The organism is uncultured Aquimarina sp. (assembly GCF_947495315.1).
Lineage (GTDB): Bacteria > Bacteroidota > Bacteroidia > Flavobacteriales > Flavobacteriaceae > Aquimarina.
Genome location: NZ_CANLYD010000008.1, coordinates 119,110 through 142,219 on the forward strand (window position 1 = coordinate 119,110; position 23,110 = coordinate 142,219).

The following is a 23,110-nucleotide window of genomic DNA, read 5'->3' on the forward strand; positions in this document are numbered from 1 at the left end:
TAAGAAAACTAAAAAGGCCAAGCGTAGAAGTTGGTTCTTTTTTAAATAGATATCTCGGATAAACAAATCCGAGATTTTTTTTGAATGGGGGGTAACATTTTCATTTCTGATTACATAAAAGGCACTGATTATGCAATAAAAGACATAAATCTCGAGTGTCTATAAACCAATTCGGGTTTCATAAATCATTAAATTTTTTAAAGTTATGTTACAAAACATGCTAAAATTACCAGGTGTTACTTCACTAAAGAAACAATCTCAAAAGTCAATAATAGGAGGACACGCAAATCCAGATTCCTGTCTTCGCACATGTCGAACGACAAGTGATTGCAGAAATGAAGCGCCAGGTGGCGTATGCATAGATGGGTATTGTCTTACTTAAAACCTCTAAAATTAGTTAGAGATAGCTCGGATGTATCATCCGAGCTTATTCCTATAGTAAGAAAAGTACATAATTCATTAAAAAATAAATAAAGTCATGAAAAAATCAAATAAGAAATCCACAATAGAAAAGCTCTCATTAAATAAGGTTTCTATAGCTAGGTTAAATCAAATGAATGCAATAAAGGGTGGCGCATTTACAAAAAATGGCACAACACCAATATTTGCTGGAAAAGAAAGAGCATATGAAAATATAGAAAGTATTGGTGATCCAGGTTCCGACTTTTATCCAACAAATGGTTAAGCCATTTGAAAAACAAAATAGACATACATCCCGAGTGTCTATAAACTAATTCGGGTTTCATAAATCATTAAATATTTAAGTTATGTTAAAAAACATTTTAAAATTAGAAGGAGCTACATCATTAAGTAAAGAAAAACAAAAATCAGTAAGAGGAGGAGGGTTTCTACCTTTCACTCCTTATGACGCAGAAACTTGTAGAAACGTATGTGGTGGGCAATGGGATGGTCTGTGTATGTTACCAGAAGATTCACCTTGTGTTCAAGACGTTATTTACAATGAACCAGGTATATAAGGTAACACATTAGTTATTTCAAAAAAGCTAGGATATCTCCTCTCCCAATAAGGGATAAAATTGCAATCGTGATAAAGGAATAGAATGGGGTTTTCTATGTTTACCTTTTCATACATTGCTATAATGCAGTTATGGTAGCGATGCTGATTTAATATATAGGAGATTAACATTTCGCTGATAACAGCCACAAACTAAAGTGCGTGGCTGTTATTTTTAAATTATGGACCAAAATTCACTTCTGAAGTATAAATACGTTTAATAGCTTCCCTTTTATTTTATTTGCCTCATATTCAAACTTCAATAGTTTAGGTAGAATAAAAAGACTAATTTTGCACAAATTTTAGAATTTAGGATAATGAGTAATATAGTGGCAATTGTAGGGAGACCTAATGTAGGAAAATCTACATTCTTTAATAGACTGATTCAGAGAAGAGAAGCAATCGTAGATGCGGTAAGCGGAGTTACTCGTGATCGTCACTATGGAAAAAGTGATTGGAATGGTAAAGAATTCTCACTTATAGATACGGGTGGTTATGTAGTAGGAAGTGATGATATTTTTGAAGCAGAGATTGATAAACAGGTAGAGCTTGCTATTGATGAAGCGGATGCTATCATTTTTATGGTAGATGTAGAATCTGGTGTTACTGGTATGGACGAAGAAGTTGCTAACTTACTACGTAAAGTGAATAAGCCAGTTTTTTTAGCTATCAATAAAGTTGATAATGGTAAAAGAGCGGAAAATGCCGTAGAGTTTTATAGCCTGGGGCTTGGAGAATATTATACTATAGCAAGTATTAACGGAAGTGGTACAGGAGAACTTTTGGATGCTTTGGTAGAAGCATTACCAGAAGTAGAAGAAGTAGAGGAAACTGAACTACCTCGTTTTGCAGTGGTAGGAAGACCTAATGCGGGTAAATCTTCATTTATTAATGCACTGATAGGGGAGGATCGATATATTGTTACAGATATAGCGGGAACGACTCGAGATTCTATTGATACTAAATATAACCGTTTTGGCTTTGAGTTTAATTTGGTCGATACGGCAGGAATAAGACGTAAAGCGAAGGTTAAAGAAGATCTGGAATTTTACTCGGTAATGAGATCTGTGCGGGCAATAGAACATAGTGATGTATGTTTAGTAGTAGTAGATGCAAGTAGAGGTTTTGATGCTCAGGTGCAAAATATATTTTGGTTAGCGGAGCGTAACCGCAAAGGAATTGTGATTCTTGTAAATAAATGGGATTTAATCGAAAATAAGGAAAGTAATACCTTAAAAGATTTTGAAAAACATATCCGTAAACAAATTGAACCGTTTACAGATGTTCCAATTGTATTTATTTCGGTATTAACGAAGCAACGACTTTTTAAAGCGATAGAAACAGCTGTAGAAGTGTTTAAAAACCGTTCTAAAAAGATTAAAACCAGTGTAATGAACGATACTATGTTGCCTATTATAGAAAGAAATCCTCCACCAGCATATAAAGGCAAGTATGTAAAGATTAAATACTGTATGCAATTGCCTACACCTCAGCCGCAATTTGTATTTTTCTGTAATTTACCTCAATATGTAAGAGAGCCTTATAAACGATATTTAGAAAATCAATTACGTAAAGAATTTGATTTTCACGGAGTGCCAGTAGCGGTGTATTTTAGAAAGAAATAGAAATCTTTATAATGAAAAAACCTGTTCTGATAATACTTTTATTATTAATATTTATAATATCAGGTATTAGTTTTCTTCTTGTTAAAAGTAGTAGAGATGTTATTTCTGCATTTGGAGAAATGGATAATAAATTGAGTAAGAGTAGTGTTTTTGTTGAAAAAGAAAATGATTCGTTATTAAATGCAATAAAAGACGAAAATCTTTTAGTTAAAGCCAACCAGGTAGATTCTTTAATAACTAATTTTAAAGAATATTTAGAATCTATAAAGCAGGAGATGTTAGGTGGAAAAGGGCCTAAAAATTATGAGTTAATGGATCAACAGAATAATATGTTTTTTACTGAAAGAGGTTTGTCTGAAAAAGGAAAAGAGTTTATTACAAAAACAGATCAGATCAGAGAAGAACTTTTAGAATTAGTAGAAACACCGGAATTAGAAACCAAAATAAGCAATATCTTAAGTACGGGAGAAGTGCATGATAGAGATGGTAGAAGGCGGAAATGGTTGGAATTCAATTTTAAAGATTTTCCATTAATTGCTAGTATAACAAGACTTACACAAATGCAATCAGGCGTTATTATACTTGAGTCAGATATTTATAAAAATTACATTATAGGACAGGAATAACTTCCTGAGAACTACATTAAAGCTGCTCTTTAATTTTTAGTAATTGCCCTCTAATAGATTCTAATTTTCTAATGATATCAAAGCTATCAAGAGCTTCTTGCTTTTGTTCTTTGAGGTGAATTTTTGCTCCTTCCAGTGTAAATCCGCGTTCTTTTACCAGATGGTATATCAATTCCAGGTTTTTGATGTCTTCAGGAGTGAACTTTCTATTTCCTTTGGCATTCTTTTTTGGTTTTAGGATATCAAATTCTTTTTCCCAAAAACGAATAAGAGAAGCATTTACATCAAATGCATCAGCTACCTCGCCAATACCATAGTACATTTTTTTTGGTAAGTCAACATACATAGTTAGTTCTCATTTTTTTGGGTAAAACTTCCATCTTCTTCAAAAACCAAGTTGCTTTCCGGAAAATCTTCCTCAGTCAGTTTTTTAATTTCTTTTAGCGCTCTTTTTTTATCATCCATAAAAGGATATACCTCATCAATTTGCTTAGCAGAATGAAGTTTTCCTTTGATAAAATTACCTTCTGGATCTACCTCTATTTCCGCAATAGGAGCATATCCTTTAATTCCGGTTAGATTAAACCTGGAATAGGTGCAAAAATTACCTAAACTATAGGCGATAAACTTATTGTTATATACCTCAAAAGCTCTTGATACGTGAGGACCATGCCCTAAAATAATATCAGCTCCTGCATCTATCAGTGTATGTGCGAATAGATAAACATTTCCACGATCTTCTCCATAAAAACGTTCCGTTTTTCTGGTTACATGAGTGTGATCTGTTCCTTCTGCACCTCCGTGAAAAGAAACAATAACAATGTCTACTTTTTTCTTTAGTTCTTTAACAATGCTTTTTGCCTTTGTTAAGTTATGAATTTTTACGCAATCTTTGTTTGGGGCAAAGGCACAAAATCCATATGTGATTCCGTTTTTTTCAAATATAGTAGATTCCTGAGCGAAAATACCGGCATAAGCAATGTTATGTTTTTCAAGTGTTTTAGCAGTATTCTTAATACCGATTGCTCCAAAATCTCCTATGTGATTATTCGCAATACTCATGATATCGAATCCGGTTTCTTCCAGGTATTTACCAAAAGATTCAGGAGATCGAAATGAATAACATTTAGAAGGATCAGAACATCGTTTTGCATTTTCACCTTCATCAGTGAGTGTGCCTTCTAGGTTACCAAAAAGGATATCGGCTTGTTTTAAAACAACATTTACATCATCAAAAGGACCTTTGTCACCTGGTGGCATATAATGTTCCTTAGGGAAATTTGTTCCCATCATAATATCTCCTACAGCCATCAACTTTATGCTTTTAGGAGCCGAAAGTTTTTCCATTTCCAACTTAAAATCCTCAACGATTACCGTCATGGAGTCAATAGCTTCTTTTGAAAATTTCTGTGCTTGTATAGTGTAACTAAAACCAATTAGAATTACAAAAAGAAGTGCTTTACGCATAAGGTTTAATCTAAGGTTTCATTAATCAATTTGGAAGCTTCTAGCATTATATTAAATTCTTCAGAAGTTAAACTTCCATAGTAAAAGTTCCGTGGATTGATGCGGTCACCATCTTTAAATATTTCGTAATGAAGATGAGGAGCAACTGATCTTCCTGTACTTCCTACATAACCTATGACATCTCCACGTTTTACCTTCTGTCCTTTTTTTACATTGTATTTGTTTAAATGGGCATAAAGACTCACATAGTTAAAGCCGTGGTCGATACGAACGTGTTTTCCATAACCCGTAGAATTAGCATCTGCTCTAGTAACTACACCGTTACCGGAAGCATATATTGGAGTTCCTGTAGCAGCAGAAAAATCCATACCATAATGAAACTTTCTTGCTTTCGTAAAAGGATCACTCCTCCATCCATATCCTGATGCCATGCGTTTTAAATCAGAGTTTTGTATGGGTTGGATCGCTGGTATTGTGGATAGCAATTCTTCTTTTTGCTCTGCCAAATCTTTGATTTCATCCAGAGAAATAGATTGTACTGCTATTTGTTTAGTGAGTTTATCTATTTGTTTTTGGCTTTCGATAATCATTTCGGAGTTATCATAACCTTCATAACCCTTATATCTATTAACTCCTCCAAAACCAGCTCGTCTTACTTCTGCAGGAATTGGTGGAGCACCAAAATAAAGTCGATATATATTATCATCTCTTTCTGCGATTTCATCTAGAACGGCATGATCTTTCTTCAGTTGTTTGTTCATAAGCTCATACTGAAGCTTCATATTTTCCAATTCCCGTTTATATGCTTTTTCTTTAGGAGTCTCTAATTGAGGAATATTCAGATAGATTAACAATAATACAAAACCAGCTAAAAAAGCACCAAGAACACCTAAAATGGCGAAGCCAAATTTGCGTCCTTTTTTTTGCTCAATTCTACGATAAGATAGCGTCTCGCTATCGTAGTAATATTTAACCTTTGACATAATCTAAAATATACTATTTTTGCAGGATGTTAGCCAAAAATAGGCTTGTTTATACTTTGGGGCTGGAACAAATATAATAAAATGTGACCAAGTCCAGAAAAAACTGACAAATATCGATAGCATATCTTCAGGTAGTTAACGATAATTAACTGATTATAAAGAAAATATAAAAAAATGAAATCCCAAGACATCAGAAACCAATTTTTAGCGTTTTTTGAATCCAAAAAACACAGTATAGTGCCTTCTGCACCTATGGTGATTAAGAACGATCCAACCTTGATGTTTACCAATGCCGGGATGAATCAGTTTAAAGAATTCTTTTTAGGAAACGGAATACCAAAAAATAATCGTCTTACAGATACTCAAAAATGCCTTAGAGTTAGCGGTAAGCATAATGATCTGGAAGAAGTAGGTATGGATACCTATCACCATACCATGTTCGAGATGTTAGGAAATTGGAGTTTTGGGGATTATTTCAAAACAGAAGCGATCGAATGGGCCTGGGAATTGTTAACAGAGGTTTTTGGGATTGATAAAGATATCTTATACGTTTCTGTTTTTGAGGGAGCAAAAGATGAAAATCTAAATATGGATCAGGAAGCTTATGATTTATGGAAAAATATAGTTCCAGAAGATCGTATCATCATGGGTAATAAAAAAGATAACTTCTGGGAAATGGGAGATCAAGGGCCTTGTGGACCTTGTTCTGAAATTCACGTAGATCTTAGATCTGAAGAAGAAAAAGCAAAAATACCAGGTCGCGACTTAGTCAATCAGGATGATCCATTAGTAGTGGAAATTTGGAATCTTGTTTTTATGCAATATAATCGTAAGGCAGATGGCTCTCTGGAAAAACTACCAGCACAACATGTGGATACAGGAATGGGATTTGAGCGTTTGTGTATGGCTTTACAAGGTGTGAAATCTAACTACGATACAGATGTGTTTACACCACTAATCAGAGAAATAGAGACTATTACCAATGCTACCTATGATAAAGATAGTTTGCCGACTGATGAAAACGGTAAAGTAAGTGTAGCAATCCGTGTGATTGCGGATCACCTTAGAGCCGTGTCATTTTCTATAGCAGATGGTCAATTGCCAAGTAATACGGGTGCAGGATATGTAATCCGAAGAATTTTGAGAAGAGCTATCAGATATGGATTTACATTTTTGGATACCAAAGAGCCTTTTATCTATAAACTGGTAGATACGCTTAGTAATCAGATGAGTGATGCTTTTCCTGAATTAAAATCTCAGAAAAATTTAATCACCAATGTTATAAAAGAGGAAGAGAACTCATTCTTAAGAACTCTGGACCAGGGATTAGTATTGTTAGATAATGTAATTAAGAATACGAAAGGTAAAGTGGTTTCAGGAGAAAAAGTATTCGAATTATACGATACATTTGGTTTCCCTGAAGATCTTACGGCTTTGATTCTGTCTGAGAAAGGATATGAATATGATATAAAAGTATTTAAAGAAGAATTACAAAAACAAAAAGATCGTTCCAGAGCCGCTTCTGAGGTGAAAGCCGGAGATTGGGAGATTTTGATTCCTAATGCCAAAGAGGAATTTATAGGATATGATCATACTTCAAGCAAGACAAAAATATCTCGATACCGCAAAGTGAACAGCAAGAAAGATGGAGAGTTGTATCAATTAGTTTTAGATAATACACCTTTTTATCCAGAGGGTGGAGGACAAGTTGGAGATAAAGGATATCTAGAAGCTTCTAATGGTGGTGTATGCTATATAATAGATACTAAAAAAGAGAATAACTTGATTATTCATTTTACAAAAAGTTTACCTAATCATATAGAAGATACTTTTACAGCAGTAGTAAGTGATAAGGCGCGTGCTACATCGGCAGCTAACCATTCTGCAACTCATTTGTTACATCAGGCATTGCGTTCAGTTTTAGGAACCCATGTAGAGCAAAAAGGGTCTATGGTACAAAGTTCGAATTTAAGATTTGATTTTTCTCATTTTGCTAAAGTATCCTCAGATGAGTTACAGCAAGTAGAAGATTTTGTGAATGCTAGAATAAGAGAAGCGTTACCACTGGAAGAAAAACGAAACATATCCTATGATCAAGCTATTGCCGAAGGAGCAATTGCTTTGTTTGGTGAGAAATATGGAGATGCTGTTCGTGCAATCCGTTTTGGAGAATCTATGGAATTATGTGGAGGGATCCATGTAAAAAACACTAGTGACATATGGCATTTTAAAATAACATCAGAAAGTGCGGTAGCGGCAGGAATCAGAAGAATTGAGGCGATTACCAGTGATGCAGCTAAGGATTATTTTACCAACCAATCCGAAGCGTTTTCTGAGGTGAAAACTATTTTAAAAAATCCAAAAGATCCTATTAAAGCAATTACTGCATTACAAGAAGAGAATACAAGTCTTAAAAAACAGATTGAAGCACTACTCAAGGATAAAGCAAAGAATCTAAAAGGAGAACTTAAATCAGAATTTGAAGAAATAAACGGGATTCAGTTTTTAGCTAAGAAAGTAGATCTTGATCCGGCAGGAATAAAAGATTTGTCTTTTGAAATAGGTGGAGAAATAAAGAATGCTTTTATGCTTTTTGGAGCAAATAATAATGGCAAAGCGTTATTGTCTTGCTATATTTCTAAAAACCTAGTCGAGGAAAAAGGACTAAATGCTGGTCAGGTTGTTCGTGAATTAGGGAAATATATCCAAGGCGGCGGCGGCGGTCAACCATTCTTTGCAACAGCTGGCGGTAAGAATCCAGCAGGAATAGAAGAAGCTTTAGAAAAAGCTAAACAATATGTATAACTAAAAATCAATATCCCTTAGTGCTCCTTTGTGGGAGAGGCTAAGGGTCATAAGTCAATGATTCTACAAACCAAAATACCCTTAAAACCTCAGCAGCCTAAAATTGATTACGATGCCGAGTTGTTTTTGTTAGGATCTTGCTTTGCCGAAAATATCGGAGAAAAGTTTGAGTATTTTAAATTCAAAACCTTGATCAATCCTTTTGGAATACTTTTTCATCCAAAAGCCATTGAAACCTTTCTTTGGATGGCTACTCAGAAGGAAAAGTATACTGAAACTGATTTGTTTTACCATAATGAACAGTGGCATTGTTTTGATGCACATTCTAAGTTAAGTCATCCGGATCAGAAACAGTTATTGCAATCTCTTAATATAGCATTGGATCAAACATATAAGAAGATTCAATCGGCTACCCATATCTGTATTACATTAGGTACGGCTTGGGTATATCGTTTACAGGCACTAGATATGGTGGTTGCAAATTGTCATAAAGTATCACAAAAGGAGTTTGCCAAAGAGTTATTGTCCGTAGAGGAAGTAGGTCAGTGTTTGCAAAATAGTATTGGTCTGATTAGAAGTCTAAATCCAACTGTAAAGATCATATTCACCGTATCTCCGGTTAGACATAGTAAGGACGGTTTTGTGGAAAATAATCTAAGTAAATCACATTTAATTGCTGCTGTGCATAAAACGATAACTTCTGATAATAACTGTGGTTATTTTCCTTCTTATGAAATTATGATGGATGAACTAAGAGATTATAGATTTTATGATACTGATATGATTCATCCGAGTAAAGTTGCTATTGATTATATATGGGAGTATTTTAAACAAACCTGGATTTCGGGAGAAGCGTTAAAAACGATGCATAGAGTTAAAGAAATCCAAAATGCAATCGCTCATAGGCCATTTAACCCAAAAAGCAAGCAACATCTTTCTTTTCTTCAAAATTTGGAACACAAAAAACATCAACTTCAACAAGAATACTCTTTTATCAAGTTTTAGGATCTTTCTTGTATGAAAGCTCTGACTTGAATAAAGACGTTTTCAATTAAAAATACTTGATATAAGTTGTAAGCTGCCCACTACGACCCCAGCTCCAAACGAATCAATTCCAAAAGGATTGTCCCAAGATTGTTGCTCTAATGAAATTTGTACAACTGGATCAAAAAGGGATTTATGAGTAAATGCGTTGTTTCTTATAACAAAGTATGGGCGTGACCTTGAAATTCCAAAAGATGGATAGTCTGAAACTCGCCAAGTTCCTACAAATAGCCTATAGTCATTATTGTTCTTACTAATCCCTGTTAAACGATAATCAATAGGAGTGGTAACCGGAATAGAGTCTATGATCAATGTTTTAGTTGTCTTCTTATAACTTAAGGATGGTGTTTGTATAGATTGAGAATATAGGGAACCAATAAAAGTAAAGAATACAGTAAAAAATAGAAGTTTAGAATTTCTCATACTAGAAAAATTAGTTGTTTAATTAGTTTGTTTACCGCATCAAAAAACATTCCATAAATATATATATCATAATGTTGACCTATTGATATTTAGTAACACTAAAGGTTAGGATAGATACATAAGTACAAAAGCTTTATTGTGAGGTTTTTTTACGTGAGATCGGGTAATAGCTATTATAGTTGTGCCCGATCTTTATTCTCTTATTTAGTTTAATACCCCGCATTTCCCCAGAGATTTTACTTATATTAATTACTTCTTTATGTAAATAAACAGACTATTTTAAATAGTTAATCTATTGATAAACTGGGGTGTAGGTTAGTGAAAAGATCTGTTGTTCTACGGCGATTTTATTCTTTTTTAACTTATCTTTAGGATTAATAAAACCAATTTAACTGTATTGACCGCTGCTTAATCAAAGTATGTCGCACACAAACACTCTTAAAAACCATGAAGAAAAAACTAAAGCTTGCCTTATGGGTCTGTATGATCCTAGGTACTTCATTATTTGCACAGCAAACCCAAAAAGAACGAGCTATTGAATACCTAAACCTAAAAGGAGAGGTGATATTCGATATCGTTATAAACAACCCTTCTCAATTACTGTCTATTACTCAAGAGTTGTCCATTGTTCATTATGATGAAGCTACAGGAATTGTAAAACTAATGGCTAATCAATTGCAGTTTGATCAGTTTCTACAAAAAAACATCCCTTTTACTACAACACAAGAAGATAATATTATAGGGTATAGAACGATGACATCAGACTTGTTGGTAAAAGCAGCTACATTTCCATTAACTGCATATCCTACATATGCAGATTATGTAAGTATGATGAATGATTTTGCTACTAATAATCCTACGATATGCCAATTAGAAAATATAGGTACTACTACAGAAGGAGATAAATCTTTGCTTTTTGTAAAGTTGTCGGATAACGTGGGGTCAAACGAACAAGAACCACGTGTAATGTATACTTCTTCAATGCACGGAGATGAGATTGCAGGATATCCTATGATGCTCAATCTTATTGATTTTTTATTGACTACGTATAATGATACGTCACATCCAAGACACGCAGAGATCAAGCAACTATTGGATAACAATGAAGTATGGATTAACCCATTAGCGAATCCAGATGGAACCTATAGAAATAGCGCTGGTAATACATCTGTAGCGAATGCAACTAGAGGAAATGCTAATAATGTAGATCTTAATCGAAACTATCCGGATCCAGATGATGGAGCTAATCCTGATGGGAATAGTCATCAGATAGAAACACAGCGATTTATGGATTTTGCAGCCTCTAAACATTTTGTGCTATCTGCTAATTTTCATGGAGGAATAGAGTTAATTAACTATCCTTGGGATACCTATGCCGGAGCACATCCTGATGAAGACTATTTTGTTCATGTATCAGAAGAATATAGAGATTTTTGTCAGCAAAATAGCCCTAATGGATATTTTGATGCACTTAATAACGGAATTACCAATGGCTACGCCTGGTATGAAGTACAAGGAGGACGACAAGATTATCAGATATATTATCATAAAGGAAGAGAAGTAACCGTAGAACTTTCTAATGCCAAAACACCAGCAGCAAATCAGCTGGTTAATTTCTGGAACTATAATCAGGAAGCATTGATTAGTTTTCTAAAGCAGATTAATTACGGAATACGTGGTGTCGTTACTGATGCGGTGACTAATCAAGCGATTGATGCTAAAGTAACTGTTGTAGGGAAAGAAACCTACGAAACCTGGACGCCAACAGAATTACCGGAAGGTGATTATTACCGGCCGATCAAAGCAGGAACTTATACTTTAGTGTATGAAGCAGAATGTTACGAATCAAAAACAATCACAGGCGTCACGATTGCAGACGGTCAAGCAGTAATTCAGGATGTACAATTAACTCCAATTGGAGCGGTTGCACCAACAGGATTGGTTGCGTCTTCGGTACAATCAACTAGCGCTAATCTAAGTTGGTCTGGTAGTGCTGGAGCTACTTTTGATGTTAGATATAGAGAAACGGGAACCACGAATTGGACGGTAGTTTCTACTAGTACTAACACTACAAATCTTACGAGTCTAACAACAGAAACGTCTTATGAAGCTCAGGTGCGTAGTATATGTGCCGGAGCAACTACGTCGCCTTACAGTAGTTCAATATCTTTTACTACAACAGGAGTACCTGCTTGTGCAGGGATTGTTACATTTCCATATACAGAAGGTTTTGAATCCAATATAGGTGTATGGACAAATGCTACAGGCGATGATATTAATTGGACACGTGATAGTAATGGAACACCGTCTAACGGAACGGGACCATCCTCAGCTCAAGAAGGTTCATTTTATATGTTTACCGAAGCTTCTGGTAATGGAAATGGGTATCCTGGAAAAATAGCTTTGCTTGATAGCCCTTGCATTGATCTAGAAGCGTTAACTGGCGCGACCTTAGAATTTGGATATCATATGAATGGAACCAATATGGGGTCTTTAGAAGTGTTAGCAAGCATAGATGATGGGGTGAATTATGTTTCGCTTTGGAGCAGAAACGGAAGTCAAGGAGATCAATGGAACCAAGCTTCTATAGATCTTTCTGCATATACTGGATCTGTAATTAAGCTTCAGTTTAAAGGTATTACTGGAAGTGGATTCCGAAGTGATATGGCTATTGATGATCTTAAAATTATTTCTACAACTCCTGATACTCAAGCTCCATCTACACCAACCAATGTAACAGTATCAAATATTACGGGAACTACTGTTGATTTATCCTGGAACGCATCTACAGATAATATTGGGGTATCTGAATATGAAATTTATCAGGGAGCTACCTTGATAGCTACTTCTGTCTCAGCTAATACTACGGTTAGTGGATTGAATCCTAATTCAGAATATACATTTGTTGTGGTGGCTAAAGATGCTACGGGAAATAGTTCTTCAGCAAGTGATTCTATAACTTTTACAACAACAGGAGTCGTAATAACCTATTGTAGTAGTCAAGGTAATAATGTGAATGATGAATACATCGATTATGTAAGTATTGGAGGAATCGATAATACTTCTGCAGCTACTAGTGGATATACAGATTATACAAACTTAACAGGTGCGGTGTCTTATGGACAAAATACAATTGTATTAAGCCTTAATTATACTGGAACAGTATATACAGAATATTGGAACGTTTGGATTGATTATAATCAAAATGGAACTTTTGATAGTTCAGAGTTAATAGTTTCAGAATCTACGCGTAGTGATGCAAATCAATCCTATGATTTTATAGTGCCATCTAGTGCATCAGCGGGAGCCACAAGAATGCGGGTAAGTTTGAAGTATAATGCTGCAGCCACCCCTTGTGAAACATTTACATACGGCGAAGTAGAAGATTATACTGTAAATATTGGAGGGGCGACTGCTTCCAGAGCAAATGTTGCAAGTAGCTTGAATACTAAAGGGACTTTTCAAATATATCCTAACCCTGTAACAGAAGGAATCTTGTTTATTAGTGGTCTTCCAGATCAAGAAGCTAATATTACGATCTATAATTACGCAGGCCAAAAGGTAATAAGTAAAGAAATGACAGATGGAAATATTGATGTAAGTGGTTTATCTAATGGATTGTATCTTTTACAAGTAGGAAATGATGCTAACAAAAAGATCAAAAGATTTGTAATACAATAAAAATTCCCTTTTTTAGAAAAGAGAATATGTAATTTTCCAGAAGGCTGGATGCTGTGGTTTTTTACCTAGGATTCAGCCTTGTTTTTTATTCCTGAAGTTACAGAATGAAGATATAGAGATATATTGTTTAGGTTTGCGGAAAGGAGAATTGCCTAAAAGTGATGTTTTATGCAAAATTAATAGATTCTATATTTTTAGCTTATCAAAGTTTCTTGTGTAATAATTTCAATGCCGCTATCAATGAGATGTTTTATCTCGGGTTTTTTAGTTTTGACGTTTTCTAGATGTTTAAGAATATGGTCAGCAAAGTTAGGATCTCTATCGTAAACCAGTTCATAAATCTCAATCGATAATAACCAATCTTCAGGATGATCTTTTTTTAAGATAGCAAAAACAGCCTCTAGAGAAAATTTAGTATTCTCACCATTCCTTACATTTTTAACTGCCTGATATAAAGCGTGTAATTCTTCTTCTTGTGCAGTGTAAGTTCTTTTTATAGTGTTCATATCTGGGTTATGTGTAACCATATCGAAGGAGTAATCATCTGCTGGTCCTGAGAAAGCTGATACAATTTCTTTTCCTACAGCAAAATCGAAGGTACCCCATTCAGGTTTAAACAAGTATTCATTTTTATACTTAATAGTGCATTCTTTAAATTGGATCAGAATAAGTTCTCCTTTGATGTTTCGCATTCCAGTGATATTTATTCCTGCAACTGTGATTCCACTTTCAAACTCGAATTCTATATATTCTCCATCATAAAAATTATATGCTTTCAGATCTCTTGGAGACATGTTTTCTATTGCAAGATTGATACCTTTTAATTTTCCAAGAGGAGATCTGAATCCGTTAGGATGCGCATTAACTCCCTGACCAATCAATTCTTTTTCTCGATGAGAAAGTGCAGTAGGTCCTTCTGTTTCAAAATAAATAACCTCATTATCTTCATTCTTGATCATTCTAGTGAAAATTCCAGAGATTTGTAAACCAGTACTAAGTTCTATGGTTCCCAGATTTTGAGATTCAATAAGCTTAGCAAGTCCACGATGTCCTCCTTTTCGTAATGCCATAGTATCTGCAAATTCTTCCAGAACCTGACACAAGTATGCAAAATCAGGAGTTACAAATAATTGTGGTTGAGGTTTTGTAATATCAAAATCCTGAAAAGCAGCATCTGGAGTATATGGAAGTTTCTTTACATTATCCGTCATACACCATTCGCTTTCTCCGATAGAAGAAAGTAATCCTGCGCCATAAATTTTAGGATCACCTATAGTGCCAATAAGGCCATATTCTACTGTCCACCAATGAAGATTACGGATCAAAGCCATTTCTGAAGGTTCCGACTTTTGATCTTGTAATTCGTTGACTCGATTTTCTGCATCTTGAATTGCTAAGGGATCGGCATTCGGTGATTCCTTCAATATGGAAAGCGTACGGACAGCCTCATATATATCATAGTCTCTCTTAGATGAAATAGCTTTGCATCCTATTTTTCCAAAACGGCGTAAATATTCTGCATAATCCGGATTAGCAATAATTGGAGCGTGTCCCGCAGCTTCATGAATAATATCAGGAGCGGGTGTATATTCTATATTTTCTAATTGTCTAATATCGGAAGCTATTACTAGAATGTTATAGGCTTGAAACTCCATGAAAGCATTTGGGGGAATAAATCCGTCTACAGCAACTGCTGCCCAGCCAATTTCTTTTAGAATTCGATTCATACCATACATACTAGGGATTTCATCTATAGAAATACCTGTTTTTTCTAATCCTTTTAAATAAGAATTATGGGCAACTTTACTTAATGAAGCAATGTTTTTACGCATCACATATCTCCATACGGCTTGATCAATAGGAGTGTACTCATCATAATTTTGAGGCTTTATAAATTGTTTAAGATGAGGAGGTAATCTATCAAGTAAAGGGTTGGATTCTATTTGTGATGACATTTATAAATCAGATTTTTAGCAGGGTTTTTGTTGCGGAAAAGTACTGGTTTTACCGCTAATATTAGAATTAATTAACTAATTTTGTTTATACAGTGTAGGGTTTTAACAATGTATGCTGTTATTATTATAAGTGACTATGTAATTTTTTACCGTCTCTAAAATATATAATCAATAAAAAATAGACTAACTTAATACATCACACAAATATTATGAAAAAAATTATTTTATGTACCGCAGCATTACTTTTTTGTATAATTGCTAGTGGTCAAGTTACAAACGAAGGAAAGCCAAGGAGTTGGGATACTGACTTCTTAAGTATTGAAAAACAATCTCTAGTGGCTATTGAAATGCCTGATTTTGACTTAATAAAAATTCAAAAAGAAGATGTTATAAATGATCAAGATAGGTCAAAAGTATATCGTTTTGGTTATGAGTTCGATGTGAATTACGACATAAATAATTCCGGTAAATGGAGTCAATTGTCAAATGGTGATTGGATTTGGAGAATTCGATTTAAATCTAAGAAAGCTCGCACCATGAACTTTGTTTTTGAAAAATTTAGATTGCCTGAAGGTGCATCATTATATTTATATAATATTGATAAGTCAGATTTGTTAGGAGCATATACAAGTACCTTTAATAGAGATGATGAAATGTTAGGAACTTGGTTAGTAGAAGGAGAGGATATAGTTCTTGAATATTTTGTTCCTAAGTCAGCAAAAGGAAAAGAAAAACTACAAATATCTAAAATTGTTCATGGATATCGTTCAGTTACTGATTTTGATGTTCAACAAAAAGCTTTGAACGATTCAGGAGACTGTAATCAGGATGTAGATTGTTCGGTAGGAACAGATTTTGATGATATAAAAGATAATTTAAAAAGAGCTGTAGGGTTAATGGTTGTTGGAAGTTCAGGTTTTTGTACAGGAACATTGATTAATAACACGAACAATGACGGAGCTCCTTATTTTTTGACAGCTAATCATTGTTATGAGGATGAATTGGGGAATACATCTAATACTTCGGTTTGGGCTTTCCGATTTAATTGGGTAAGTCCTAATCCATCTTGCGCGACTTTAACACCTAGTACAAATGGAACTTTTGATCAAACTACTAGTGGTTCTACTGTTTTGGCAAATAATACTGAATCGGATGTCTTATTGGTTAATATAGATTCGAGTCTTCCGGATAGTTGGGATTTATATTGGGCTGGATGGGATAGAACCGGAACGGCACCTAGTTTTGCTATAGGAATTCATCATCCGTCAGGAGATATTATGAAGGTGTGTAGAGAAGATCAGTCTCCAACCGAAAGAATTATTAGTTTTAATGGTAATGCTACTACTGAAATGTGGAATGTTGCCGATTGGGATCTTGGAGTAACAGAACGAGGTTCTTCAGGGTCTGCATTATTTGACCCTAATGGTAGAATTATAGGTCAATTAGCTGGTGGAGCTGCTGCTTGTACATCAGTTCCAGGAACCACTGATAATAATCAATTTGATGTGTATGGTAGATTTGATGTCTCTTGGGATTTCGGAACGACGGATGCTACAAGGCTTTCTAATTGGTTAGATCCTGCTAATACAGGTGCAACCACTTTAAATTCATTATCCGAAGAAATTACATTGAGTGTAAATGAGAATGAATTAGCAAGAAATACAATACTCTATCCTAATCCATCCGATGGAATATTTAACGTGTCTAATAACTCTGGAGGTAGATTAACTTATAATCTTTTCAGTCTAACAGGTCAACAAGTAGGGCAAGGTGAAGTTATTGATGATAATACAGTATTAGATATGTCTTCGAATGTTAGTGGAGTATATTTTATTTCTATTACGGATACATCAACCAATGCAAGTATTACTAAGAAGGTTGTGATCAAATAAGTAAAGAGCACTTCGCTATTAAAAATAAAAAGGTTCCTTGAATAGTATTCAAGGAACCTTTTTATATATATTATTAATTTTAGCTACTTTTTTATTGAGACTTTTTTGCTACAAGGATCTCTTTTTCATTTTCATTTTTGAAAGCTAAAGTAGTTTCTTTTAAGTTTTTGGTTTTTAATTCAGATAAGGCTTTAAAAAATTCTTTTTCTATTTCTGCAGTTTTTTCGCAATATCTTTTTGAAGCCATAGGAAAACCAGCAGAAAAAGTTTTTCCTTCTGAAGTATAGTTACATGAATAGGTATTGCATCCAGAAAACCCTGACATTGTTTTACTTTCAGAACTAATAACGATGGTGAGTTTATGTTCAGAAACATCTTTCCCATAGAGTGAAGTAACTAAATATGTGCCTTGCGGTTCTGATTGGCTTTTAGCTTCAGTGTTTTTAGAAGTAGCTGTATTTGTACTATTACAATTACAGAATAAAGTGAGAGAAATTAAAAGTAAACCTAAGTATTTCATAATGATTTGGTGTTATGTAAAACATCAAAGCGATGTATATTATTTCTAATATAACAAATTTATTATATTTTAGTCTTTAATCTGAGTTGCGATAGATTAATTAGAAATTATTTTTTTATCAAAAACACAAGCCCATTTGCCTATGAAACAAGAAAGTAGAAAGCAAGAAATAGTAAATGCTGCGGCGATTCTATTTAAGGAAAAAGGGTATAGTGCGGTTACAATGAGGGATTTGGCCACTGCTATGGGTATAAAAGCAGCAAGTTTGTACAACCATATTCAATCTAAACAAGAGATTTTATCAACGATTATTATTGAGCTTGCAGAAGAGTTTACTAGTGGGATGAATCAAATAGTAAGTTCCGATAGAAGTTCAATTCAAAAATTAGAGAATATAATAAGCCTGCATATCGATGTAACCTTACGAAATGCCGATGGCTTAGCTTCACTTAATAATGATTGGATGCATCTAGAAGAGGACAATCTCTTGTATTTTGAGAAAATGCGTCAAGATTATGAAGATAATTTCAGACAAATTGTTAAAAAAGGAGTGGATATGAATGAGATCAAATCCAATAATATAGAGATTATAGTATTTTCTACATTATCTACACTCAGAACGCTCTATTTATGGTATCCGAAACAAAAAAATATTGATGCCAATATTCTCAAAAAAGATATGATATCTGTACTACTGCAAGGAGTGGTTTAAAATTAATAGTTAATTAATTGTGTATAAAACTAACAATCGTTAGTTTTGTTATACTATAACGATATAGTATACCATTGCATGAGTGATTTTCATACCATAAAAGTAGCTGAGATTCTTAAAGAAACTAAGGATTGTACTTCAATAACTTTTGATATACCTCAAAGTTTAAAAGAAAAGTTTTCATATAAACAAGGTCAGTATTTAACATTAAAAACCATACTAGAAGGAGAAGAAGTAAGACGAAACTACTCCCTGTGTTCTAGCCCGATCGATAATCAATGGAAGGTGGCTGTAAAGAGAATAGATGGTGGATTGTTCTCTAATTATGCTTGTAATGTGTTAAAAGCTGGAGATGAATTAGAAGTTTTACCACCTAACGGAAGTTTTTTTACTGAAGTAGACGCAACTAAACCTAAGAATTATATTGTCTTTGCTGCAGGAAGCGGGATTACCCCTATTCTTTCAATAATCAAAACGCATCTGGCATTAGAACCTAATAGTACATTCAAGCTATTTTACTTGAATCGCACCGTTAAATCTATTATCTTTAAAGAAGAGATTGAGGCCTTAAGAAATACATATTTTGGAAGATTCGAAATATTTTATTTTTTAACTAAAGAGCATCGTGATATTCCATTACTCAATGGAAGGTTTACTTCGGAAAAGTTAAGAGAACTTACCGATAAAATTATTGATGTTTCTGATGTGGATGAATGTTTTATTTGTGGTCCTGAAGAAATGATCTTCTTAATAAGGGACGAGCTTGTTGAAGCTGGATTGTCCAAGGATAAAATTCATTATGAACTATTCTTTTCTGGAGTTACGGAAGAAGATAAAAAAAGAGCTGCGACAGCTATAGAACATAAGTTTGATGGAACCGAAGTTACTATCATTGATGGTGGTAAAGAATTTCACTTCGGGATGGATGATGAATATGACAACATCTTAGATGGCGCATTGGCAGCGGGAGCCGATCTTCCGTTTGCTTGTAAAGGAGGTGTTTGTAGTACCTGTAAATGCAGACTAGTAGAAGGAGAAGTAGAGATGAAAATAAATTATGCGCTGGAAGAAGATGAAGTCGCAAAAGGGCTAGTGCTATCTTGTCAAGCTGTACCAACTACAGAAAAAGTAGTAGTTGATTTCGATGTCTAGTTTAACGTAATAAAATCCTTGATGACTAAACACTTTTTAAGAAAGTTAGGAAATGTAAGGTATAGTTGTTATGAGTGAAAAAGAAATAAAAAACCTTGAAGAAATTTTTGAGCAGAGAATCGCCAGAGATGAAAAAATCGAACCAAAAGATTGGATGCCTGAAAAGTATCGAAAGACCCATATCAGGCAGATATCACAGCATGCGCATTCTGAAATAGTAGGTATGCTTCCAGAAGGTAACTGGATATCCAGAGCACCGTCTTTGAGACGTAAAGTAGCTTTATTAGCTAAGGTTCAGGATGAAGCTGGACATGGATTGTATCTATATAGTGCTTGTGAGACTTTAGGTATTTCTAGAGAAGAACTTTATGAACAATTACATACCGGAAAAGCTAAATACTCTAGTATATTTAATTACCCCACGTTAACCTGGGCAGATATTGGTGCTATTGGTTGGTTGGTTGATGGAGCAGCGATTATTAATCAAGTTCCTCTTTGTAGTACTTCTTATGGCCCATACGCGAGAGCAATGATTCGCGTATGCAAAGAAGAAAGTTTTCATCAACGTCAGGGATATGAAATTATGATGAAATTGGCAAAGGGTACACCTGAACAAAAAGAAATGGCGCAAGATGCATTAAACCGCTGGTGGTGGCCATCTTTAATGATGTTGGGGCCTACAGATGCAGAATCTGTGCATACTGAACAATCAATGAAATGGAAACTGAAACGTAAGACTAATGATGAACTTCGTCAACAATTTATAGATCAAACAGTTCCACAAGCAGATCTTATTGGGCTAACTATTCCAGATGCTGATTTGAAATGGAATGAGGAAACAAAACATTATGATTTTGGCGAAATTGATTGGGATGAATTCTGGCAGGTGGTTAAAGGTCATGGACCTTGTAATAAAGAAAGATTATCTGCAAGAGTAAATGCCTGGAATGAAGGTGAATGGGTTCGTGATGCTGCAATGGCATACGCAGATAAACAACAGGAGAATAAAATTAAGAAAGCAATTTAAAAAAGTTCCTCAGTTTCTCTTTCTGAAAAGAGTCAATTATGGGGATATATAAGATATGAAAAAAAACTGGCCACTTTGGGAAGTCTTCGTTAGAAGTAAAAATGGACTAGAACATCGCCACTTCGGAAGTATACGCGCTGCCGATGCAGAAATGGCGTTGGAGAATGCAAGAGATGTATACACCCGCAGAAGCGAAGGAGTTAGTATTTGGGTGGTAGAATCTAAAAATATCACTGCTTCTAATCCAGAAAATAATGGAGAATTATTTGAACCAGCTCAAGATAAAGTATACAGGCATCCTACTTTTTATACATTACCTGATGAGGTAAAACATATGTAAATAAGAAGTTGAAATCGAAAATGAAGACGAAATATGAATAATACTAAGTTTGATTTAAGCGAAAGATTAGAAGATTTTGCAGCTAAAATCATCTTATTGTTTGATAAAAAGCCCCTTTCGTTTGCAGGAGAATATTTAGCAAAGCAATTGATAAGATCTTCTTGTTCTTCAGTGTTAAATTATGGAGAAGCTTTAGGGGCGGGAACAAATAAAGATAAAATTAATAAGTTGAGAATTTGTTTGAAGGAGTTACGGGAATCATTGCGAAACTTGAATATTCAAACAAAAGCAAAGTTAATAACAGAAGATGATCTCAGGTCACTAAAAGATGAAAATGATCAATTGATCAGGATAATAGTTACAAGGATTAAAAATATTAATTGAACTTGAATTTGAAAAATAAATAGTTTCAACTTCAACTTCAATTTCAATTTCATTCTATGAAAAAAGAAAATCTAATACAATATATTTACGGGATTGCTGACAATGCTTTAATATTAGGACAGCGTCTTTCTGAGTTATGTGGTCACGGGCCAAATTTGGAAACCGATATTGCTTGTACTAATATGGCGTTAGATCTATTAGGACAAACGCGTAGTTACTATCAGTATGCAGCTCAATTAACCGGAGAAAATGTTACTGAAGATGATATCGCTTTTCTAAGAACTGAAAGACAATATAAAAATGTACTTCTAGTAGAACAACCAAATAATCATTTTGGATATGTGATTACACGTCAGTTTTTTTACGATGTATTCCATTTGTTATTATTACAGGAGCTACAAAACAGTAAAGATGTAACGCTTTCAGCAATAGCAAAAAAAGCAATTAAAGAGGTAAGTTATCATCAGCGCTTTTCTTCTGATTGGATTAAAAGATTGGGTGATGGTACAGAAGTAAGTCGCCAAAAAGTTCAGGAAGCAGTAAATGATCTTTGGAAATTTACAGATGAGTTATTCCAACTAACAGAAGACGATAAAAGTGTTGTTGAGTTAGGAGCTGGAGTGGATGTTAGTCTCTTAAAAGAAAAGTATTACCATATTGTTAAAGAAGTTTTAGAAGAGGCTACTTTGATAGTTCCCGAACTTAAGTGGTTCAGAAAAGGAGGAAAAGAAGGAGTACATAGTGAGCATATGGGGTATTTGCTTTCGGATTTACAATATATGCAACGCACGTACCCTAATATGAAGTGGTGATCATTCATAAATCATTAATGTTTTAGTGTAGACTAAAATTGATAATATGAATAAACAAAAGAACATAGAAACTGAAAATAGCTACCCTCTCCTTTCGGGAGAGGAGCTGGGGGTGAGGGCTATTGACCCTAAACTAGTCTCGATTCTCGAGAAAGTTAGTGATCCAGAAATTCCAGTATTGTCTATTATGGATATGGGAGTCGTACGATCTGCTCAAATGGTTAATGATGTTGTTGAGATTACAATAACACCAACATATAGTGGATGTCCGGCAATGGATGTGATCGGCGACGATATTGTCAATGCTTTTAAACAAGAAAACATTAAGGCTAAAGTGTCTCTCGTACTATCTCCGGCCTGGACTACGGATTGGATCACACCAAGAGGTAGAAAAGCACTAGAAGAATATGGAATAGCTGCACCTTTAGAAGAAGAAGCGGATAAAGAAGCGTTACTGGGAAATAAGAAGTTAGTAAAATGTCCTCAATGTGGATCTACTAATACCAAAATGATAAGCCAATTCGGTTCTACAGCTTGCAAAGCTTTATTTCAGTGTGAAGATTGCCTGGAACCTTTTGATTATTTTAAATGTTTAAAATGAAAAATAGTCATCTAATTATTGAAAGCGGAGCTTTTAAATCTTTTTC

22 protein-coding genes are annotated in these 23,110 nt (G+C 34.4%); 16 read left to right on the forward strand and 6 right to left on the reverse strand.

The window, feature by feature from the left end; all coding sequences use genetic code 11:
* Positions 1 to 205: 205 nt before the first annotated feature.
* The 5 genes from Q0910_RS15340 to Q0910_RS15360 all read left to right on the forward strand — a co-directional run bounded on the left by Q0910_RS15340 (position 206) and on the right by Q0910_RS15360 (position 3,266).
* Positions 206 to 382, forward strand: coding sequence for a hypothetical protein (locus tag Q0910_RS15340; protein ID WP_299218323.1), 177 nt, complete (start codon positions 206 to 208; stop codon positions 380 to 382).
* Positions 383 to 478: 96 nt separating this feature from the next.
* Positions 479 to 685, forward strand: coding sequence for a class I lanthipeptide (locus tag Q0910_RS15345; RefSeq protein WP_299218325.1), 207 nt, complete (start codon positions 479 to 481; stop codon positions 683 to 685).
* A gap of 82 nt (positions 686 to 767) precedes the next feature.
* On the forward strand, positions 768 to 977 hold the full coding sequence (locus Q0910_RS15350; protein WP_299218327.1) for a hypothetical protein: 210 nt from the start codon (positions 768 to 770) through the stop codon (positions 975 to 977).
* Between the two features lie 355 nt (positions 978 to 1,332).
* Positions 1,333 to 2,640, forward strand: a complete 1,308-nt coding sequence (der, locus tag Q0910_RS15355) for a ribosome biogenesis GTPase Der (RefSeq protein ID WP_299218329.1) — start codon at positions 1,333 to 1,335, stop codon at positions 2,638 to 2,640.
* Between the two features lie 11 nt (positions 2,641 to 2,651).
* Positions 2,652 to 3,266: a hypothetical protein gene (locus Q0910_RS15360; protein ID WP_299218331.1), complete on the forward strand. Its 615-nt coding sequence runs from the start codon at positions 2,652 to 2,654 to the stop codon at positions 3,264 to 3,266.
* Between the two features lie 16 nt (positions 3,267 to 3,282).
* Here the strand turns inward: Q0910_RS15360 and Q0910_RS15365 are convergent, their stop codons facing one another.
* The 3 genes from Q0910_RS15365 to Q0910_RS15375 are packed head-to-tail and all read right to left on the reverse strand — an operon-like array spanning position 3,283 to position 5,716.
* Entirely contained in the window at positions 3,283 to 3,612 is a 330-nt protein-coding gene (locus tag Q0910_RS15365) for a MerR family transcriptional regulator (protein WP_027395257.1), read from the reverse strand.
* A 2-nt stretch (positions 3,613 to 3,614) separates the two neighbouring features.
* Positions 3,615 to 4,733: a CapA family protein gene (locus Q0910_RS15370; RefSeq protein ID WP_299218332.1), complete on the reverse strand. Its 1,119-nt coding sequence runs from the start codon at positions 4,731 to 4,733 to the stop codon at positions 3,615 to 3,617.
* 5 nt (positions 4,734 to 4,738) lie between these two features.
* On the reverse strand, positions 4,739 to 5,716 hold the full coding sequence (locus Q0910_RS15375; protein WP_299218334.1) for a peptidoglycan DD-metalloendopeptidase family protein: 978 nt from the start codon (positions 5,714 to 5,716) through the stop codon (positions 4,739 to 4,741).
* A 174-nt stretch (positions 5,717 to 5,890) separates the two neighbouring features.
* Between Q0910_RS15375 and alaS the strand changes: the two genes are divergently transcribed.
* Both alaS and Q0910_RS15385 read left to right on the forward strand, forming a co-directional pair.
* Positions 5,891 to 8,521: an alanine--tRNA ligase gene (alaS, locus tag Q0910_RS15380; protein WP_299218336.1), complete on the forward strand. Its 2,631-nt coding sequence runs from the start codon at positions 5,891 to 5,893 to the stop codon at positions 8,519 to 8,521.
* A gap of 57 nt (positions 8,522 to 8,578) precedes the next feature.
* Positions 8,579 to 9,526 (forward strand): GSCFA domain-containing protein, encoded by a 948-nt coding sequence (locus Q0910_RS15385; RefSeq protein WP_299218338.1) that lies wholly within the window; start codon positions 8,579 to 8,581, stop codon positions 9,524 to 9,526.
* A 42-nt stretch (positions 9,527 to 9,568) separates the two neighbouring features.
* Here Q0910_RS15385 and Q0910_RS15390 read toward each other — a convergent pair whose 3' ends face one another.
* A complete protein-coding gene (locus tag Q0910_RS15390; protein ID WP_299218340.1) occupies positions 9,569 to 9,988 on the reverse strand; it encodes a hypothetical protein in 420 nt (139 codons plus the stop codon).
* A gap of 447 nt (positions 9,989 to 10,435) precedes the next feature.
* Here Q0910_RS15390 and Q0910_RS15395 point away from each other — a divergent pair, with 447 nt between their 5' ends.
* Positions 10,436 to 13,669, forward strand: coding sequence for a M14 family zinc carboxypeptidase (locus tag Q0910_RS15395; RefSeq protein ID WP_299218343.1), 3,234 nt, complete (start codon positions 10,436 to 10,438; stop codon positions 13,667 to 13,669).
* 194 nt (positions 13,670 to 13,863) lie between these two features.
* On the opposite strand, the gene Q0910_RS15400 is transcribed toward Q0910_RS15395, so the two are convergent.
* Positions 13,864 to 15,624 carry an aromatic amino acid hydroxylase gene (locus Q0910_RS15400; RefSeq protein ID WP_299218345.1) on the reverse strand — a complete coding sequence of 587 codons (1,761 nt, stop codon included), beginning with the start codon at positions 15,622 to 15,624 and terminating at the stop codon, positions 13,864 to 13,866.
* A 209-nt stretch (positions 15,625 to 15,833) separates the two neighbouring features.
* Here Q0910_RS15400 and Q0910_RS15405 point away from each other — a divergent pair, with 209 nt between their 5' ends.
* Positions 15,834 to 17,516, forward strand: coding sequence for a T9SS type A sorting domain-containing protein (locus Q0910_RS15405; protein WP_299218347.1), 1,683 nt, complete (start codon positions 15,834 to 15,836; stop codon positions 17,514 to 17,516).
* A gap of 91 nt (positions 17,517 to 17,607) precedes the next feature.
* Here the strand turns inward: Q0910_RS15405 and Q0910_RS15410 are convergent, their stop codons facing one another.
* The gene (locus Q0910_RS15410) at positions 17,608 to 18,036 is read right to left on the reverse strand and encodes an META domain-containing protein (RefSeq protein ID WP_299218349.1); all 429 of its coding nucleotides are present in this window, start codon (positions 18,034 to 18,036) and stop codon (positions 17,608 to 17,610) included.
* A 142-nt stretch (positions 18,037 to 18,178) separates the two neighbouring features.
* On the opposite strand from Q0910_RS15410, the gene Q0910_RS15415 reads away from it, so the two are divergent.
* From Q0910_RS15415 to paaD, 7 genes are all read left to right on the forward strand, one after another.
* Complete coding sequence (locus tag Q0910_RS15415) at positions 18,179 to 18,748, forward strand: TetR/AcrR family transcriptional regulator (RefSeq protein ID WP_299218351.1); 570 nt, start codon at positions 18,179 to 18,181, stop codon at positions 18,746 to 18,748.
* 78 nt (positions 18,749 to 18,826) lie between these two features.
* On the forward strand, positions 18,827 to 19,900 hold the full coding sequence (gene paaE / locus Q0910_RS15420) for a 1,2-phenylacetyl-CoA epoxidase subunit PaaE (RefSeq protein WP_299218353.1): 1,074 nt from the start codon (positions 18,827 to 18,829) through the stop codon (positions 19,898 to 19,900).
* A gap of 70 nt (positions 19,901 to 19,970) precedes the next feature.
* Positions 19,971 to 20,927 carry a 1,2-phenylacetyl-CoA epoxidase subunit PaaA gene (gene paaA / locus Q0910_RS15425; protein WP_299218355.1) on the forward strand — a complete coding sequence of 319 codons (957 nt, stop codon included), beginning with the start codon at positions 19,971 to 19,973 and terminating at the stop codon, positions 20,925 to 20,927.
* 55 nt (positions 20,928 to 20,982) lie between these two features.
* Complete coding sequence (gene paaB / locus Q0910_RS15430; protein ID WP_299218357.1) at positions 20,983 to 21,267, forward strand: 1,2-phenylacetyl-CoA epoxidase subunit PaaB; 285 nt, start codon at positions 20,983 to 20,985, stop codon at positions 21,265 to 21,267.
* A 33-nt stretch (positions 21,268 to 21,300) separates the two neighbouring features.
* The gene (locus Q0910_RS15435) at positions 21,301 to 21,651 is read left to right on the forward strand and encodes a four helix bundle protein (protein WP_299218360.1); all 351 of its coding nucleotides are present in this window, start codon (positions 21,301 to 21,303) and stop codon (positions 21,649 to 21,651) included.
* A 56-nt stretch (positions 21,652 to 21,707) separates the two neighbouring features.
* Positions 21,708 to 22,463: a 1,2-phenylacetyl-CoA epoxidase subunit PaaC gene (gene paaC / locus Q0910_RS15440; RefSeq protein ID WP_299218362.1), complete on the forward strand. Its 756-nt coding sequence runs from the start codon at positions 21,708 to 21,710 to the stop codon at positions 22,461 to 22,463.
* Between the two features lie 46 nt (positions 22,464 to 22,509).
* Complete coding sequence (gene paaD, locus Q0910_RS15445; RefSeq protein ID WP_299218364.1) at positions 22,510 to 23,064, forward strand: 1,2-phenylacetyl-CoA epoxidase subunit PaaD; 555 nt, start codon at positions 22,510 to 22,512, stop codon at positions 23,062 to 23,064.
* The last annotated feature ends 46 nt before the right edge of the window (positions 23,065 to 23,110 follow it).

Excerpts from the sequence above, each read along its gene's own strand:
- Q0910_RS15365 (WP_027395257.1), bottom strand. The coding sequence starts at position 3,612 with ATGTATGTTGACTTACCAAAAAAAATGTACTATGGTATTGGCGAGGTA.
- Q0910_RS15400 (WP_299218345.1), bottom strand. The coding sequence starts at position 15,624 with ATGTCATCACAAATAGAATCCAACCCTTTACTTGATAGATTACCTCCT.
- Q0910_RS15390 (WP_299218340.1), bottom strand. The coding sequence starts at position 9,988 with ATGAGAAATTCTAAACTTCTATTTTTTACTGTATTCTTTACTTTTATT.
- Q0910_RS15405 (WP_299218347.1), top strand. The coding sequence starts at position 15,834 with ATGAAAAAAATTATTTTATGTACCGCAGCATTACTTTTTTGTATAATT.
- paaB (WP_299218357.1), top strand. The coding sequence starts at position 20,983 with ATGAAAAAAAACTGGCCACTTTGGGAAGTCTTCGTTAGAAGTAAAAAT.
- Q0910_RS15370 (WP_299218332.1), bottom strand. The coding sequence starts at position 4,733 with ATGCGTAAAGCACTTCTTTTTGTAATTCTAATTGGTTTTAGTTACACT.
- paaD (WP_299218364.1), top strand. The coding sequence starts at position 22,510 with ATGAATAAACAAAAGAACATAGAAACTGAAAATAGCTACCCTCTCCTT.
- Q0910_RS15345 (WP_299218325.1), top strand. The coding sequence starts at position 479 with ATGAAAAAATCAAATAAGAAATCCACAATAGAAAAGCTCTCATTAAAT.
- Q0910_RS15410 (WP_299218349.1), bottom strand. The coding sequence starts at position 18,036 with ATGAAATACTTAGGTTTACTTTTAATTTCTCTCACTTTATTCTGTAAT.
- paaE (WP_299218353.1), top strand. The coding sequence starts at position 18,827 with ATGAGTGATTTTCATACCATAAAAGTAGCTGAGATTCTTAAAGAAACT.
- paaA (WP_299218355.1), top strand. The coding sequence starts at position 19,971 with ATGAGTGAAAAAGAAATAAAAAACCTTGAAGAAATTTTTGAGCAGAGA.
- Q0910_RS15350 (WP_299218327.1), top strand. The coding sequence starts at position 768 with ATGTTAAAAAACATTTTAAAATTAGAAGGAGCTACATCATTAAGTAAA.
- Q0910_RS15360 (WP_299218331.1), top strand. The coding sequence starts at position 2,652 with ATGAAAAAACCTGTTCTGATAATACTTTTATTATTAATATTTATAATA.
- Q0910_RS15415 (WP_299218351.1), top strand. The coding sequence starts at position 18,179 with ATGAAACAAGAAAGTAGAAAGCAAGAAATAGTAAATGCTGCGGCGATT.
- der (WP_299218329.1), top strand. The coding sequence starts at position 1,333 with ATGAGTAATATAGTGGCAATTGTAGGGAGACCTAATGTAGGAAAATCT.
- paaC (WP_299218362.1), top strand. The coding sequence starts at position 21,708 with ATGAAAAAAGAAAATCTAATACAATATATTTACGGGATTGCTGACAAT.
- alaS (WP_299218336.1), top strand. The coding sequence starts at position 5,891 with ATGAAATCCCAAGACATCAGAAACCAATTTTTAGCGTTTTTTGAATCC.
- Q0910_RS15375 (WP_299218334.1), bottom strand. The coding sequence starts at position 5,716 with ATGTCAAAGGTTAAATATTACTACGATAGCGAGACGCTATCTTATCGT.
- Q0910_RS15385 (WP_299218338.1), top strand. The coding sequence starts at position 8,579 with ATGATTCTACAAACCAAAATACCCTTAAAACCTCAGCAGCCTAAAATT.
- Q0910_RS15435 (WP_299218360.1), top strand. The coding sequence starts at position 21,301 with ATGAATAATACTAAGTTTGATTTAAGCGAAAGATTAGAAGATTTTGCA.
- Q0910_RS15395 (WP_299218343.1), top strand. The coding sequence starts at position 10,436 with ATGAAGAAAAAACTAAAGCTTGCCTTATGGGTCTGTATGATCCTAGGT.
- Q0910_RS15340 (WP_299218323.1), top strand. The coding sequence starts at position 206 with ATGTTACAAAACATGCTAAAATTACCAGGTGTTACTTCACTAAAGAAA.